Below are 14,430 nucleotides of genomic sequence, written 5' to 3' on the forward strand. Positions count from 1 at the left end.
TCGTGCGGAGTGATATAACGTCACCGCCTTGTCCAGATACGAGATCGTCGGAACCAGCTCCTGTTTGTTGTAGGTCACAATGGCATAGTTATAATACAAAAGACCCAACACCTGGTCAAGCGTTACTTCGTTATAGAGATCGAAGTTAAAATTGTAATAATGCTTGCTGGCAACAGGGCGCTGCAAAATGTTTGCGCGGTAAGTAGCAATGCGCTTTTGAATCTCCGTATCGTTGTCTACAAAACCGTTTGCCGGATCCGTCGCTTCCAGCAAAATAGAACCCTCTTTCGTTTCGGCCACCAGGAAGATGTGATAGTTCGTTTCGATAATGCGATACGCAATGTTGAAGTGATCCAGCAACAGTGCGTACAGCGCAGTGCCCGTCAGGCAGTTGTAAGTACCCTCATTCAACAAATCAGAAAAAGAACAATAAGACGTGTAATGTCTGAGATATTTCTGGTGGGTTTTCGTAAAAAGATAACTCACAAAAGACTTCTCGCGCTTGAAGTTATCGCGCTTGGATTCCAGCTTGTCAATAAAGGCAGGAAGTTCAGCAGGCGACGTGATTACCTGTTGGTCCGCAGCACTATAAAGCTTTACATAGTGCATCACGTTTTTTTTAACCGGAAAGGCCTCAGGCCCCTGGGCAAGTGCCAAAACCGGCACGAAGAAAAACAACACAAATCCCCTCATATTACGCCAGTGTTAAATCTCTGTTAACAAATTTAACAGAATAGTAACATTATGCAAGCGATTGTTAGGGTGAGCGTAAGGTTTATCGAAGCATTACAGATTCTCTAGAAAATGGCCTAAAAACAATGATTTCGCATATTTTAAATAAAATAGCCCAAAAAGATCGAAAAAAAGGCAGCCGTCCGGAATGGACGGCTGCCTTTTTAAGCGCCGCGGTAACAACATGCTAAGTCTTGGATAGTAACACTATCTTAACATGGTCGGCCCTATTAACGCTCTTATAAAAGTCCGCAAACTCCTTATACGACTCCGCGGGAAATTGCCCTTTGACCTGTTTCAGCCGTCGCACGTAGAGCAGCCCATGCTGGTCCAGCACACAACGAGATTCATACTCGCCAAAGCGAGACGTGATTTTCACCGGATCAGGCAAGAACTCCGGATAAACTCCATCCGGTAAATGATACCGTATCGTATCAAGATCCGTAAAGCCCGATTCCAAAACCACCGGCGTCTTACGCCCATCAACCTTCTCCGCGACAAACGTAGAGCGATTCATAAGATTGGGTGTAAGAAAGGTGCGCTTGCCATTGACGGAAGCAAAACGCCCCAGTCTCAAATCCAACAATACCTCCGCCGAGGGCATCTTGTCTTTATGATTCACCAGTGAAAAAGAATTCACATCGAAGCTGGGTATCTCGGTGTTGTTCTGAACCCATTTTCGCTGATCATCATATTGCAAATGCACAGCGTTATCCAAATAGTTATTTTCGTATTGAAGCCCCTGATACGTGGTCTTCACTTTTGCCTTAGCGTCACCAGTAGCCTCCACGTATACATCGGCTATGCGCGACTGTACATTCTTGTCGGCAGGATACCGTTTTGTATTAACAACCTTGGCGCCCTTATCGGTAATTGCGAGTGCCTTACGGTCACCGGTAAATTTGCCCATATAGCCGAAAGGATTTGTCTGGCTGGTGCACTCCAACCATAGCGTGTCGCCCTTGTTCGGAACAGCTACAATGGCATGATTGAACTGCGAGCTGGGAAAATCTGTGTCCATCGGCGAGGCATCGCTACCCGCGCGAATCAATACGTAGTGGGCAGAAATACCTATTTCTTTTAACATCGCCACCATGTAGTTGGATAATGCCTTACAGTCACCATAACCGGTTTGATCTACAACCGAAGCCTCAAACGGCTGGAAGCCACCGATACCCAACTGAATGCTGACATAACGTGTCCTGCTCTGCATATACTCATAGAGAATCTTGATCTTTTCCTCGTCGGTCTTCGCCTGCGCCACTAACGCACGAATCTTTTGTTTCGTGACCTCTGGCAGCACATTGCGACCCTGATTAAGCGAGCTGACCCACTGTCCAAACTGATCCCAGGTATCCATGGTGCCGACATATCCATCGTACTCAAACTGCGTCGGCGCCCCGTCAATGTGTGGCAGCACGTATTGCAGATCCGGTCCCATAGGGTCGAGCTTAATGGGCATCACATTCTCAAACGTCCAGGAAAGGGTCTCCATTCCGTCGGCCGACGGCTCCGCCACCGCCTTTACGTCGACGTTATACGTGCGATGCCGTGGCGCCAGGGACTTCGGAAATACATACTTACAGACGCTATGTTGCACCGAGCAATTTTCACGGGTAAGAACATAGAAATCGGGTATAGAAAAAAGGTATTTGTACTCGATGTCGTATTCAATCTCTACTGTATAAGGATACGTACTTTGCGAAAGATCGATCACCTTGATGCGGTTGTCGCTATACAGGCTAAAACCATCATACGCACTTTGATCATAAATCTCGCTCGACTTCAGGCGTTTGATCAGCATGCCTTCGGCATCGTATACTGCGGCTTTAAAAGATGTCACCTTACTGAGCTTATCATAGCCAACCGTCTCGTGTGCATAGCGTTTGCCGTTTGCATTCAGGATCGTAATGGCTTGATAGACATGTTGCGTAGCCCTGCTCTTAGAGAGAATCGTAAACACCATTTGATCTTCCCGCATCACCACGTGCACATCCTTCTTCAAGGCATCCGGTATGGCACTCACCGGGAACTTCGGGCCATCCCTCGCCACCGACGATACCCACAAAAGCACGCCGCATACAACTGTGAAAAATCTATTCATATACATTACAGTTTCTTCAGCACAATCTGCTCAGCCTGCTTCGCAACCAGCTGATTGTAAAACTCACGCAGGTGAGGATACTCATCCATTACAAATAAGCTCTTGTTGATCTGCAACATGCTTACAATGTTCAATTGATTGCCGCTCTGAGTGGCGCTATAAGTATACTTTCCGGCATTGTTCGGCAACATTATTACTCTCGGTTTTGGCAGCTCCTCTACGGCATAGCCATCCGGCAGGGTAATGCGGCATAAATAGGTTTTTTCCATGGGCTTACCAAAGTCAACAGGGTACTCGCGTGCCTCCAACTTGAAGATATTCTCCTTGGTCTGACCCACCACGAACGGATTCATATAAATCATGTTACCTGCCACGGTAGCATGTTCGTTGATGTTAAGCGCGTGCAGCTGATTTACACTCTGGCTGACCTCCGCTTGATTCTGGAATTCGCTGCTCTCTACTTCCCATGTCTTATCTGCCAAAAAACCCTTTACATATTCCTGCTCGCCTTTGGCAAAATATGCCTGGCGGAATTCGCGGGCAGCATACCCTTCATGAGTATATTTTACTTTACCTTTCAATTCACCGGTAGGGTTAAGCACCAACTCCGTGTTGACCACCGTGCGTGCCTTGGCTTTAGGCTGGATCAGAATCCAACCATGTTTTGTTTTTGAAATAACCAATCCCTGACCATTTAGGCAGCGCTCTGGTAAAATCCCCATGGGCAGAAAACGATCTGTGGCGTCCAGCAACAGCGCCTTGTCACCGAGTGTCACCGAGCAGACCGCGTAGTTAAATTGACTCGCCATCGGGTATTGCTCCCGCACAAAACCGTGGTCGCGCGTACTTAGCAATACCATGTCTACGGGTATATCTAGCTTTTCGAGCATGGAGGCCAGGGCCAGATTGATATCGGCAGCCGTTCCCTTTTTATTCTCAAATACGGTTTTGAGATTATCCGCATACATATCCTTTGTACCATTCCACTCCAGAGACTTCTGCACATAACTAAAAATGGCCGCTACTTTCTGCTGCGGATCTGTCATACCTACCGTGAGCTCCTCCGCCTTCTTTTTTAAGAAACCTGAGCCGGCTATCGTCTTACCAAATCCATCGCTCTCCAGCAGGGTAGTATTGAGTTTTTGCCACGTCCCCATGATCTCTTTAATCGGTTGGCCGGGAATCGTTATGTGCGAAAGCGCCAGGTTTATTTTAGAGACATAGTCACTCTTACAGGTCATGAAAGGCTCTTCTTTAAATGCCGGAACATTTTCCGTCACCCAATGGTGTGCGTCGATCCGGAAGTCGGTGTTGTTTTTAGACTTTACTTCATATACCGTCGGTGCGATATAGCCCTGCATATATTTCTGAAAGGTGAAGTACTCCGGAAACAACGCCCAGTATTCGCTCCTGCGAACGGGCACATCATATTGAAACTGCCAATCCGGAAAGTTGGTAATGAACTCCGAAACCAGAGTATAGGAATACTCCAGTACCGAACCCTCTTTCACATTGGGAAAGGTAAATTTTTGCAGGTTGATGTTACGATTGAATTTCTCTTTGAAAATACCATCCTTGGAAAGATCGGTCTCCACAATTTTGCCATTCTCCAGATTATAGGTCGTGGCTTTCAATTTGGAAACACGTTCCTCGTCAGTCCCTTCGTGATAGAGCGGTATTTCAACATCCGCCAAATCAAATCCATCCTTTTTCAGGATCTTGATCCGTACGTGCCGTTCAAAGCTTAAATTCGCGTCCACCGCAGTGAACGTAATGTATGCCTCGCCATAATCCGATAGGATTACCGCCGATGCCGAAGAGTCCTTCGTATAGGTCTTCATCGTCATGTCGTCCATCGGAATTTCGCCAAACTTAACAGGGGATTTCTGGGCTACCGCGCATAACGGTGCCAACAGGGCCAGGTGAAGCCCGAAGATTAATGCCTTCATACAACTACTACAGGTTAGATCAGATTTTTTGGTGATGTAAGTTTACTGAAATCGAGCAACTTTATCGCTACTTTTGTAATGGGGTAATCCCGTAATCTTAATTAAATCACATTGGCCAAAGTAAAAACAGGATTCTTCTGTCAGAACTGTGGGTATGAATCCGCAAAATGGCTCGGTAAGTGCCCCTCTTGTAATGAGTGGAATACATTTGCGGAAGAAGTTGTAACCAGGGAAGACAACAATAATAAAAATGATTGGCGCCAGGACAATGGCCGGCAAAAAACGGTAAAAGCAAAGGCACTACACGAAGTAGAATCTTCGCGCGAAATACGCGTGAGTGCCGGCGACCAGGAACTAAACCGGGTGTTGGGTGACGGTATCGTCCCCGGCTCACTTGTACTAATCGGCGGTGAACCCGGAATTGGAAAGTCGACACTTATGCTGCAGGTCGGATTGGGCATGAAATCCCTGCGGGTGCTATATGTATCGGGCGAAGAAAGCGAACAACAAATAAAAATGCGCGCCGACCGCATCGGCCACAGCTCGCAAAACTTCTTTGTATTGACCGAAACGAATACCAAGAATATATTCCTGGCCATCGACTCCGTGCTGCCGCAGCTCGTCATCATTGACTCCATCCAAACGCTATACTCGCCTGTGATGGATTCCGCCGCGGGCAGCGTTGGCCAGGTACGGCAGTGCGCCGGCGAAATGATGAAGTTCGCCAAAGAGACCGGCATCCCCGTATTTCTCATCGGCCACATCACCAAAGACGGCATGCTGGCAGGGCCAAAGGTGCTGGAACACATGGTCGACACCGTACTCCAATTTGAAGGCGACCGCCACCTGGCCTATCGCATTCTGCGCACAACGAAAAATCGCTTTGGCTCGACCTCCGAAATAGGCATCTACGAAATGCTCGGCACCGGCCTGCGCGAAGTATCAAACCCCTCGGAAATTTTAATCTCGCAGAAGGAAGGCCAATTAAGCGGTGTAACCATTGGCGCCACTATCGAAGGCAACCGACCCCTGTTGATCGAAATTCAGTCACTCGTCAGCCCCGCCTCCTACGGCACGCCACAACGTACCCCTACCGGCTATGACCAGAAACGCCTGAACATGTTACTGGCCGTGCTCGAAAAACGCTGCGGCTTCCGCATGGGCACACAAGACGTCTTCCTCAACATGGCCGGCGGTATAAAAGTAGAAGACCCCGCCATCGACCTGGCCGTCTGTATTTCGATCATCTCGTCCATGCAGGAAATACCGGTATCCGACAAAATCTGCTTTGCCGCCGAGATCGGCCTGGGCGGTGAGCTCCGCACCGTGAACAAGGTAGACCAACGCATCTCGGAAGCCGAGAAGCTGGGCTTTGAAGAGATCTATGTATCCAAATTCAGCACAAAATCCCTCGACCTCAAAAAGACCCGCATCCGCGTAAAAGCTTTCGCCAAGCTCACGGACGTGTTCGAGGATCTTTTTGGTTAATCATCCTCGCAATAGCATGATACGCTCCCTGTTTTCACGATCTGCCTGGCTGCACCTGCGCATACCCTTCTCGTACTATCTGTTGCCTGTGTTTCTATTCAGCCTCGCCGTCTCGCCCAACATCAGCCCCAACCCCCTGCTGTGGACGTTCCTGATCGTGCACCTCTTTTTATATCCCGCCAGCAATGGATACAACAGCTACTTCGACAAAGACGAAAAAAGCATCGGCGGACTCAAGAATCCACCCAAGGTAAACCTCGGGCTGTACTACCTGTCGTTGTTGTTTGACCTCATCGCCATCGTATTGGCCGTGGTCAAGATCAGCATCACCTTTGCCATACTGATCTTCATCTACGGGATCATCTCAAAAGCGTATAGCCACCCAGCGGTGCGATTGAAAAAATACCCCGTCGCCAGTTGGTTGATCGTCGGACTATTTCAGGGACTTTTTACCTTCGTCATGTGCTACATGGGCATAAACCGGTTTCCAGTGGAAAACGCCCTGAAACCCACGGTGCTGATCCCCGGTCTGCTCAGCACGGCCCAGTTGCTGGGCACCTATCCCATCACACAAGTATATCAACATGAAGAAGACGGCAAGCGTGGCGATCATACCTTCAGTCGTATGCTCGGTGTGCGTGGTACATTCTGGTTTGTAGGAGGAGTCTTTACACTGGTCGCCGCCGGATTCATAGCGTACTTCTATTCTTTTTATCCCGGCCAGGGTTACGAGTTTATTTTCCTGGCGGCGCTATCTCCCGTGGTCTTGTTTTTCCTCGCGTGGTTCTGGCGGGTATGGCAGGATGAATCGCGGGCTAACCATGCATCGACCATGTGGCTGAATTTTATTTCAGCCACATGTCTCAATGCATTCTTTATATACCTGTTGCTGGACTCGACCCAGCTGATTCAACTTTTCTAACGGATAGGTTAGGCAATGGTAGCGCCTACGCGTTCCAGCAGCGCCTTTGTCGCGCGAATCCCTTCTTCCGGCGAAAGCTTGTTGCCTTCGTATTCAATACCAACGTAACCGGTATAGCCAGCGGCTTTAACGATCGACAACATCTTGCTATAGTCGGTCTCCACACAGTTGCCTTGCTCATCGAAGTCGTGCGTCTTCGCGCTTACACCTTTTGCAAACGGCATCAGCTCCTGTGTGCCTTTGTAACGATCGTATTCTTCCAGGCACTTGGTCTTAGCCCACCCTTCCGGCGTGTTTGATTCAGGCTTCGTGCGGTTAAGACAGAAGTTGCCGAAGTCCGGCAGCGTGCCGCAGTTGTCCATGCCGGTGCCCGAGATTACGCCGCTTAGCCACTGGCCGTCGGAAGAGAAGCCGCCGTGGTTCTCCACAATCACACCGATGTTGTGTGTCTTGGCAAACTCTGAAAGTTGACGTAGCCCGTCCGTGGCAGACTTGGCCACCTCCTCGCGCTTGCCTTCACCCGCAGCGTTTACGCGAATAGAATGACAGCCCAGGAACTTGGCAGCCTCCACCCACTTATAGTGGTTCTCCACAGCCTGCTTGCGTTTCTTCGGGTCGACATCACCGAGCTCACCTTCGCCATCGCACATGATCAATACGCTGGTCACGCCCAGGTCGTCGCAGCGTTTCTTCAGATCAGCCAGGTAAGCCTGGTCTTTCGCTTTATCTTTAAAGAACTGGTTGACATACTCCACAGCGGAAATACCAAAATCGTTTTTAGCTTTCGCGGGAAAATCAAGATTGTTTAACTGCCCACCGAAGAGCGCCGGATGCAGCGACCATTGCGCCAGTGAAATTTTGAAAAATAATTCCGTTGGTTTTTCCATAGTAGTAGCGGTAGAGTCTGCAGGTTTAGTTTCGGGTGTAGGCTTGCCTGTACAAGAGGCCAGGAAAGAAGGCCCTACCGTTACACCGGCGGTAATAAGTCCTAGTGAACGGATAAAATTTCTTCGGTTGGTTTCGTTACGCATGGTTGTAAGAATTTTGTGTTATGGAATATAAGAACTTTCTTAACATATAACCACACAAGCGTAACGCTAAGCAAACACCGAACCGTGTGTACTCCGCACAATAGCCTTCGCCAGCGGCCGTACATGTACCACCAGACCGATCGCCAGGCGCGAGGCCGTCTCGCTTCCAAACAGCCGTTGTATCTGCCTGCCCCGCCACAAATGCGCCGCGAACTGCGCACGCCATTGCGCGGTATATAATTTTTCCAACGCTGCCCGGTCGGGGGCCGCGCGATGGTAATACGGTATCAACAGGTCTGTCACGATCTTCGCCGAACGAATAGCCATGGCCATACCGTTGCCACACAACGGCGTGATCATACCCGCCGCATCACCCAGCATGAGTATATGATCCTCTACCGGCTGTTTGGTCTCAAAGGATATCTCATTAATCGTCTCCGGCCTGGCCGAAAGAAACTCCGCCCCCATAAAGATGTTGCGCAGCAAGGGATTTTGATACAACACCGCCTGTTCCATGTCACGAATGTTGCCATATGCTTTCACGTTATCACGGTGTGTCAGGTAACAGAGATTTACTTTACCATCCTCCACATGACTCATACCACAATAGCCGCCGGGAAAGTTATGCAGCGCAATCAAGTCGTGCGGATGCTGCACGCGCACATGGTACTTCACACCCACATACGGCGACCGCTTTTGTACAAACGATCTTTTCAGCTGCACATCGATGCGCGACCGCTTGCCAAAGGCACCAATCACTACACGTGCTTCAAACGATCTGTCAGCCGTCTTTACTTCAAAACGGTCGTTGGCAAAATGCACCGCGTGTACTTCGGTATCGAGCAAAAATTCCACCCCTGCTTCGCGCGCACGTGAATACAAAAAGTTGTCAAATGCGTAGCGGCTCACGCCAAAGCCCCCCAGATCGAGCGGCAACACAGCCGAGCGCCCGGAAACCGACGAAAGTTGAAAACGGCTGATTTGTGCAGGATGTAAACTTTCTGGATACACACGCAGCGATTTCAAAAATGGGGTGACCTCGTGCGAGATGTATTCACCGCACACACGCTGTTGCGGATAAGTGCGCTTTTCAATCACAATCGATGGAATACCAGCCTCCGCCAACCGGAGAGACGCAATAAGTCCACCGAGACCCCCGCCAACAATGATGATCTTATCTTCTGCCATCCCCTCAAAATAATACGAAAAGGGGAAAACCGGGCAGTCAAAAAAATATTTCCGCGAGAATAGAATCTTTTGGGGAGGCTTTTTACGTTAGATGTTGTTACGACCCACAGTTAGCATGTCTAAGGAAACAACTATATCGGCTGAGGCCACCAAACCTTTAAACGTCCTGTTGATTGGCAACAACCCAATCGAGCTCAGCGTTGTATTGGAAAAGCTCCAACAAGTACGCGACAAGAAGATCATTACGGAAATTGCGTTCGACCTCAAAAGTATTCTCGAACGACTGATACGTTTTAATCCAAACTTCATTTTTATTGATGACAACCTCGGCAACTTACAACTGCGTGAGACTGTCAGCGAGCTGTCGAACAACCGCAAAACGAAGGACATTCCCATCACCGTCCTGAAAAACTCCAACTACCACGAAGCCGCAGGCTCAGGTGCTGCGTTGGACTATTTGCTCAAACAAAACCTCTCTGCCGACGCCCTCTACAATACCGTAAAGAACTCCCTGAAGTTTCGTCGCACCCAACTGTACCTGTACCAGGCATACCAAAAACGCAAAAAACAAATCGGCAAACTGATATAAGCAAAAGAGACTGCCAAAAACAACGTGAGAGCGAAGAAAACGGAACATCTTCGCTCTTGCTCTCACACTCACGCTGGTTTAAATCTGGTCCTCCAACGTAAACTCCTTTCGCATCCGCTCACCTTTGCGGTTAATCTCCAACCGGATCTTCTTGCGCGGCTTACTGTTAAAAAATCCGTTCACGTGGTTAAGGCTCAGATATTGCGTCATTACACCGTTAATACTGAGAATAACATCGCCGGCCAACAAACCAGCCTTATCAGCAGCCGACTGCTTGCGGACTTCCGAAATCTCAAAGATGTTTAACTGCGAGCCCCGTGCCTTTAAGATGAGCCCACTGAGGTTATAGTGAAATCCTTTTTTGAACTGCGCATTTTTGCGTAGGTATATTTCTTCTTTCGGAAAATTAAAGATGATGCTAAAGCGGCTCATGATCTCGCCGCCGACGGCGCCGTTCCGAAAAACATTACCCGTCTTCAAGGTATCGGTATAACTATTGGGGTCGGGGAAATTCGCGATGGCATTCATCAATTTATACGAGCCGATTTCGATCGATCGAATGCGACCCACCTTTCCGGTGATCTCGCCGCCCAACCCGCGGCCGATCACACTACTAATTACTTGCGACGGCGCCTGAATGCGGTTGTCGGTCGTGGGGTCTAACAACAACCCATGACTGGCACCGGAGTCCATCAGCAACTTGGCGTTAAACGACGTACCATCTTGCAACACCACCGGCGTGATGATGTAGGGTTTTGTGTCTTCAATCTTCATCGGCAGCGTCTGGTACTTGCGCGGTTTGCGGAAATATTCCGGGAGTGTCAGCGTCAGCACTTTCTTCTCATAATCCACCTGCACAATAAAACGGCTGAATAGCTCATAACCCAAAATGCCGTGCACGTCTGTACCCATATAGTTGCGCAGCTGCAAGTAGTCCTCTTCCAGCACCAACATGGCATGGCCACGGCCTTGAATGCCGGGCAGCTCGATCGTTACATTGTTAGTCACATAAGCATCAACGAGCTTTTCACCACCCGGCCCGGAGATAGTATACCGACGGGAATAGGGCAGGTTAAGAATATCCGAAAAAGTCTTTTGAGTGAGAATGGCCGTGCGTACGCCCGTATCGAGAATAAACTTCAGCGGCAAGGTTCCATTTAACACAACCGGTAAGACCACCAGGTTGTTATAGATCTCAATGGGCATCTGTACCTTCCGTTGGCCGTCGACAATGGAGAATCCTAAATTTTGTGCGGCCGCAGGAAAAATGCCATAGCAAAACAAAACAGAAACCAGAAAATTCCTGATCATAACGTGTCTGGCCAGAAGGTTTACTGGTAAGATAAGGGAATTACACGAATGTCCTACCGTATTGCGGTGTGGATGGCAGATAAAAGTGTTCCAGGCGTGTTTTCGCGGAGGAGCAGCGCCAGTTGATTGGCGTCCAGGAAGCCCTCGCTCACCATCCATTGCATTTGTGCTAACAACGGATCAAAAAACTGACGCGTGTTCAGCAGACCCACAGGTTGTGTGATCAGGCCGAGTTGTTTCCAGGTGAGAATTTCCGCCAGTTCGTCCAACGTGCCCCAGCCACCCGGCATGGCGACAAAGGCATCCGAAAGATCGGCCATACGCTTTTTGCGGGCATGCATCGTGTCTACTACCTCCAGGGTGGTGACATTTCGATGCCCAACCTCGAGCTGCAATAAAAAATCGGGGATGACGCCAATGACCTTACCGCCACCGGCTAAAACAGCGTCGGCCACTACGCCCATTAACCCAACGTTGCCGCCGCCGTATACTAGAGTGTGGCCCTCTTGTGCCAACAGACTGCCAAATGTTTTTGCCGCCGCTTCGTACGCCACAGCGTTGCCATGCCGCGAGCCGCAGAAAACACAGATGTTCATAAGAGGAAAATCCCGTGTGGGGATTAGAATTTGTTGTCGTGCTTGTTCTTACTCACCATTTTATTGGGGAAGATCCAAGGGGACACGATCGCCAGAATAAAAAGTGCGATCACAACATAAAAAGGCCACCAAGATGCGAAGTCCATAACTTTATTAATTTTAGGCTCGTAAAAATAGGGGGTGTCCCAGTATTTTGCATCAGAACACATAAAAAATGTTTCCGTGGCAATAATTGGGTCAGAACCCTTAGTCTCCTTGTATGAAAAAGTTTCTGATCATCTCCGGACTGGCCGTGGCCGTCCTGATTATTTTAGGGTGGGCGACCATGTATTACATGAAAAAGCAGACCAAATCTTTTAGTCCGGAAGAGGAGGTCGTCTTTAGCCAAAACAAGCTCACCGTCAACGTCTTGTATAACCGACCCTTCAAAAAAGGCCGTGTTATCTATGGCGGACTGGTGCCCTACGGCAAAGTATGGCGTACCGGCGCCAACGAAGCCACCACCTTCCAAACCTCGCAAGACCTCAAATTCGACGGCAAAACCCTTCGCAAAGGCAGATACTCGCTCTGGACCATTCCAGGTGAAGACACCTGGACCATCATCTTTAACAGCGAATACGGCCAGTGGGGTGTCAGCTCCGACGGTGAAGCAAACCGCTCACCCGACCGCGACGTGCTGCAGGTACAGGTCCATCCCGTCCTGCAAGACCGCGAATTCGAACAATTTACCATTGCCTTCGAAAAACTGGGCGAAGAAGTAGAAATGGTCCTGATGTGGGATAAAACCCTCGTCGCCGTACCCTTTACCTACTAAACATCCGAGCCCTGGTTCAAGTCTTCCGACCGAAGGGAGGGCGACTTGGACCACCACAATGGCAGTCTTCAGACTGCCGAGCCAATCTCAGATCACCCCTTTCTAACTACAGCCTTCACAGTAAGCTTTTTATTTTCCGGCAACGCCGCCGGAATAGCGTTGACGAAGTAGGTAATGCTTCCCGATGAAGCACCCTGCGATACCAGGAAGTTGATGATCGCCTGGGCCTGCGCCTGCGTGCGGTCGTTATGAAAAAGCTTCTTGACCATAATCGTGTCGCGCTTATACAGCTGTCCCAGGGAATCGATGTCGTCGTACTTCGTATAAATCGAATCGACCGAAACTTCCGTCAGGTCGGCCGACGACCGATTGGCATCCTCCACATAGCCGCTCAGTAAAACCTGGATCTCGAACTTAAATCCGGGGTTCGCTTTTATAAAGCGTGCAAGTTGTTTCAACGCATTGTCCGACGTAGCCTGCAGCGTGCTGGAAGAAGGCTTAAACTGCACGGCATCCAACACGATCTCGTCACCCACGGCCGGTTGTTTTAACGTCACATTTACTTTCTCTTTTTGCGGCACCTTGTCACCTGTCAAATCCAACTGCCGCGAGAAGTACGACACCTGACTTTGTTCCGGATCTACCGACAATTCATATCGTGTACCCTCCGGCAAGTAGACATAATACGAACCATCGCCCGCAGGGCGACCGTTATAAACACGTTTACCCGTAGTCATATCAGACACGGAAACATACGCGGGCGTAGCCGCACCCGAGGCATCCGATATTTTGCCTTCCAACTTCATAATACCTTTCGGCCGGAGATTGTCAGGTATCAGGAACTCGGTGATCTCGCGATTATTCCGTGAGCCAGGGGCTTCCTTCAACAAATAGCGCCCCAGCGCTGCCACGCTTACATATTGATCGTCTTCGGCTGTATTGACAAAATCCAACGGCACCGGAGCCGACCAGCTGCCATTCTTCAGGCGTGACATATATAGGTCCATGCCGCCTTTACCACCGGCTTTGTCAGACGAAAATATCAGCGTCTCACCATCGGCCATAATGCGTGGGGCCTGAGCGTTGCCGGTATTGATCGACTCTGGCAGCGCCACGGGTTCTTCCCATTGACCATTTGATTTTTTTACCGTGCGGAAGAGTTGGCAACCACCGGCTTTACGCTGGTCCATTTTGTCGCACCGCATAAAGTATAGTGCATTGCCATCGGGGGTAAACGACGGACAACCATCGTTGGGCTTGGAATTGATGGGCGCCCCAAAATTTTCCGGTGTGCTCCAGGTTGTACCCTTCAGCTCCGAAACAAAAATATCATAACCGCCTACCACGGGCGATTTAGCGCAAGTAAAGTATAGCTTCCTACCATCGGCGCTGAGCGCATAGCCGTAGAAAAAATTGAGACGTGTACTGAGATATTTGGGCAGTTCCACGGGCGTGGACCAATCCGTTTCACGCGACGTGTACATCACTGCCGGCGCGCCATCCTGACCACTGTTCGAGACAAAAAGCAGTGCGTTGCCATCATGGCTGATATAAGGCGACGACACGTCAAGCGACGGGTGATTGATGATGCCGGGCAACTTGCGCACCTTGGATTGGGCACAGGCCGGCAACGCTGTTAAGCCGAGCAGCAGGAAAAGAAGAGAAGTTTTTGTCATAGGGTGAATACCAATAGAAACAGGGAAATA

Annotated in this window: 12 protein-coding genes; 5 read left to right on the forward strand and 7 right to left on the reverse strand. The window is 49.5% G+C overall.

Annotated elements, in window-relative coordinates; all coding sequences use genetic code 11:
* The first annotated feature begins 111 nt into the window (after positions 1-111).
* Entirely contained in the window at positions 112-720 is a 609-nt protein-coding gene (locus tag KK062_RS31020; RefSeq protein WP_369075166.1) for a hypothetical protein, read from the forward strand.
* 199 nt (positions 721-919) lie between these two features.
* Here KK062_RS31020 and KK062_RS01750 read toward each other — a convergent pair whose 3' ends face one another.
* The gene (locus KK062_RS01750) at positions 920-2,836 is read right to left on the reverse strand and encodes a DUF3857 domain-containing transglutaminase family protein (RefSeq protein WP_254082508.1); all 1,917 of its coding nucleotides are present in this window, start codon (positions 2,834-2,836) and stop codon (positions 920-922) included.
* A 5-nt stretch (positions 2,837-2,841) separates the two neighbouring features.
* A complete protein-coding gene (locus tag KK062_RS01755; protein WP_254082509.1) occupies positions 2,842-4,785 on the reverse strand; it encodes a DUF3858 domain-containing protein in 1,944 nt (647 codons plus the stop codon).
* A 111-nt stretch (positions 4,786-4,896) separates the two neighbouring features.
* Here KK062_RS01755 and radA point away from each other — a divergent pair, with 111 nt between their 5' ends.
* Positions 4,897-6,273: a DNA repair protein RadA gene (gene radA / locus KK062_RS01760; RefSeq protein WP_254082510.1), complete on the forward strand. Its 1,377-nt coding sequence runs from the start codon at positions 4,897-4,899 to the stop codon at positions 6,271-6,273.
* Positions 6,274-6,289: 16 nt separating this feature from the next.
* Complete coding sequence (locus KK062_RS01765; RefSeq protein WP_254082511.1) at positions 6,290-7,195, forward strand: UbiA family prenyltransferase; 906 nt, start codon at positions 6,290-6,292, stop codon at positions 7,193-7,195.
* A gap of 8 nt (positions 7,196-7,203) precedes the next feature.
* Here the strand turns inward: KK062_RS01765 and KK062_RS01770 are convergent, their stop codons facing one another.
* Positions 7,204-8,226 carry a sugar phosphate isomerase/epimerase family protein gene (locus KK062_RS01770; RefSeq protein ID WP_438835843.1) on the reverse strand — a complete coding sequence of 341 codons (1,023 nt, stop codon included), beginning with the start codon at positions 8,224-8,226 and terminating at the stop codon, positions 7,204-7,206.
* Positions 8,227-8,292: 66 nt separating this feature from the next.
* Positions 8,293-9,414 carry an NAD(P)/FAD-dependent oxidoreductase gene (locus tag KK062_RS01775; protein WP_254082512.1) on the reverse strand — a complete coding sequence of 374 codons (1,122 nt, stop codon included), beginning with the start codon at positions 9,412-9,414 and terminating at the stop codon, positions 8,293-8,295.
* A 115-nt stretch (positions 9,415-9,529) separates the two neighbouring features.
* On the opposite strand from KK062_RS01775, the gene KK062_RS01780 reads away from it, so the two are divergent.
* The gene (locus KK062_RS01780; protein ID WP_254082513.1) at positions 9,530-10,003 is read left to right on the forward strand and encodes a hypothetical protein; all 474 of its coding nucleotides are present in this window, start codon (positions 9,530-9,532) and stop codon (positions 10,001-10,003) included.
* A 78-nt stretch (positions 10,004-10,081) separates the two neighbouring features.
* Here KK062_RS01780 and KK062_RS01785 read toward each other — a convergent pair whose 3' ends face one another.
* Positions 10,082-11,314, reverse strand: coding sequence for an aspartyl protease family protein (locus tag KK062_RS01785; protein ID WP_254082514.1), 1,233 nt, complete (start codon positions 11,312-11,314; stop codon positions 10,082-10,084).
* 53 nt (positions 11,315-11,367) lie between these two features.
* Complete coding sequence (locus KK062_RS01790; protein WP_254082515.1) at positions 11,368-11,910, reverse strand: LOG family protein; 543 nt, start codon at positions 11,908-11,910, stop codon at positions 11,368-11,370.
* 259 nt (positions 11,911-12,169) lie between these two features.
* On the opposite strand from KK062_RS01790, the gene KK062_RS01795 reads away from it, so the two are divergent.
* Positions 12,170-12,724, forward strand: a complete 555-nt coding sequence (locus KK062_RS01795; protein ID WP_254082516.1) for a DUF2911 domain-containing protein — start codon at positions 12,170-12,172, stop codon at positions 12,722-12,724.
* Between the two features lie 92 nt (positions 12,725-12,816).
* Here the strand turns inward: KK062_RS01795 and KK062_RS01800 are convergent, their stop codons facing one another.
* Complete coding sequence (locus KK062_RS01800; protein WP_254082517.1) at positions 12,817-14,400, reverse strand: TolB-like translocation protein; 1,584 nt, start codon at positions 14,398-14,400, stop codon at positions 12,817-12,819.
* Positions 14,401-14,430: the final 30 nt, after the last annotated feature.

Origin of the sequence: Dawidia cretensis (assembly GCF_018598175.1) — a bacterium.
Classification (GTDB): domain Bacteria; phylum Bacteroidota; class Bacteroidia; order Cytophagales; family Cyclobacteriaceae; genus Ohtaekwangia; species Ohtaekwangia cretensis.

Bases quoted from the DNA above. Each gene is read 5' to 3' on its own strand.
- KK062_RS01750 (WP_254082508.1), bottom strand. From the start codon at position 2,836: ATGAATAGATTTTTCACAGTTGTATGCGGCGTGCTTTTGTGGGTATCG.
- KK062_RS01755 (WP_254082509.1), bottom strand. From the start codon at position 4,785: ATGAAGGCATTAATCTTCGGGCTTCACCTGGCCCTGTTGGCACCGTTA.
- KK062_RS01765 (WP_254082511.1), top strand. From the start codon at position 6,290: ATGATACGCTCCCTGTTTTCACGATCTGCCTGGCTGCACCTGCGCATA.
- KK062_RS01770 (WP_438835843.1), bottom strand. From the start codon at position 8,226: ATGCGTAACGAAACCAACCGAAGAAATTTTATCCGTTCACTAGGACTT.
- KK062_RS01775 (WP_254082512.1), bottom strand. From the start codon at position 9,414: ATGGCAGAAGATAAGATCATCATTGTTGGCGGGGGTCTCGGTGGACTT.
- KK062_RS01780 (WP_254082513.1), top strand. From the start codon at position 9,530: ATGTCTAAGGAAACAACTATATCGGCTGAGGCCACCAAACCTTTAAAC.
- KK062_RS01785 (WP_254082514.1), bottom strand. From the start codon at position 11,314: ATGATCAGGAATTTTCTGGTTTCTGTTTTGTTTTGCTATGGCATTTTT.
- KK062_RS01790 (WP_254082515.1), bottom strand. From the start codon at position 11,910: ATGAACATCTGTGTTTTCTGCGGCTCGCGGCATGGCAACGCTGTGGCG.
- KK062_RS01795 (WP_254082516.1), top strand. From the start codon at position 12,170: ATGAAAAAGTTTCTGATCATCTCCGGACTGGCCGTGGCCGTCCTGATT.
- KK062_RS01800 (WP_254082517.1), bottom strand. From the start codon at position 14,400: ATGACAAAAACTTCTCTTCTTTTCCTGCTGCTCGGCTTAACAGCGTTG.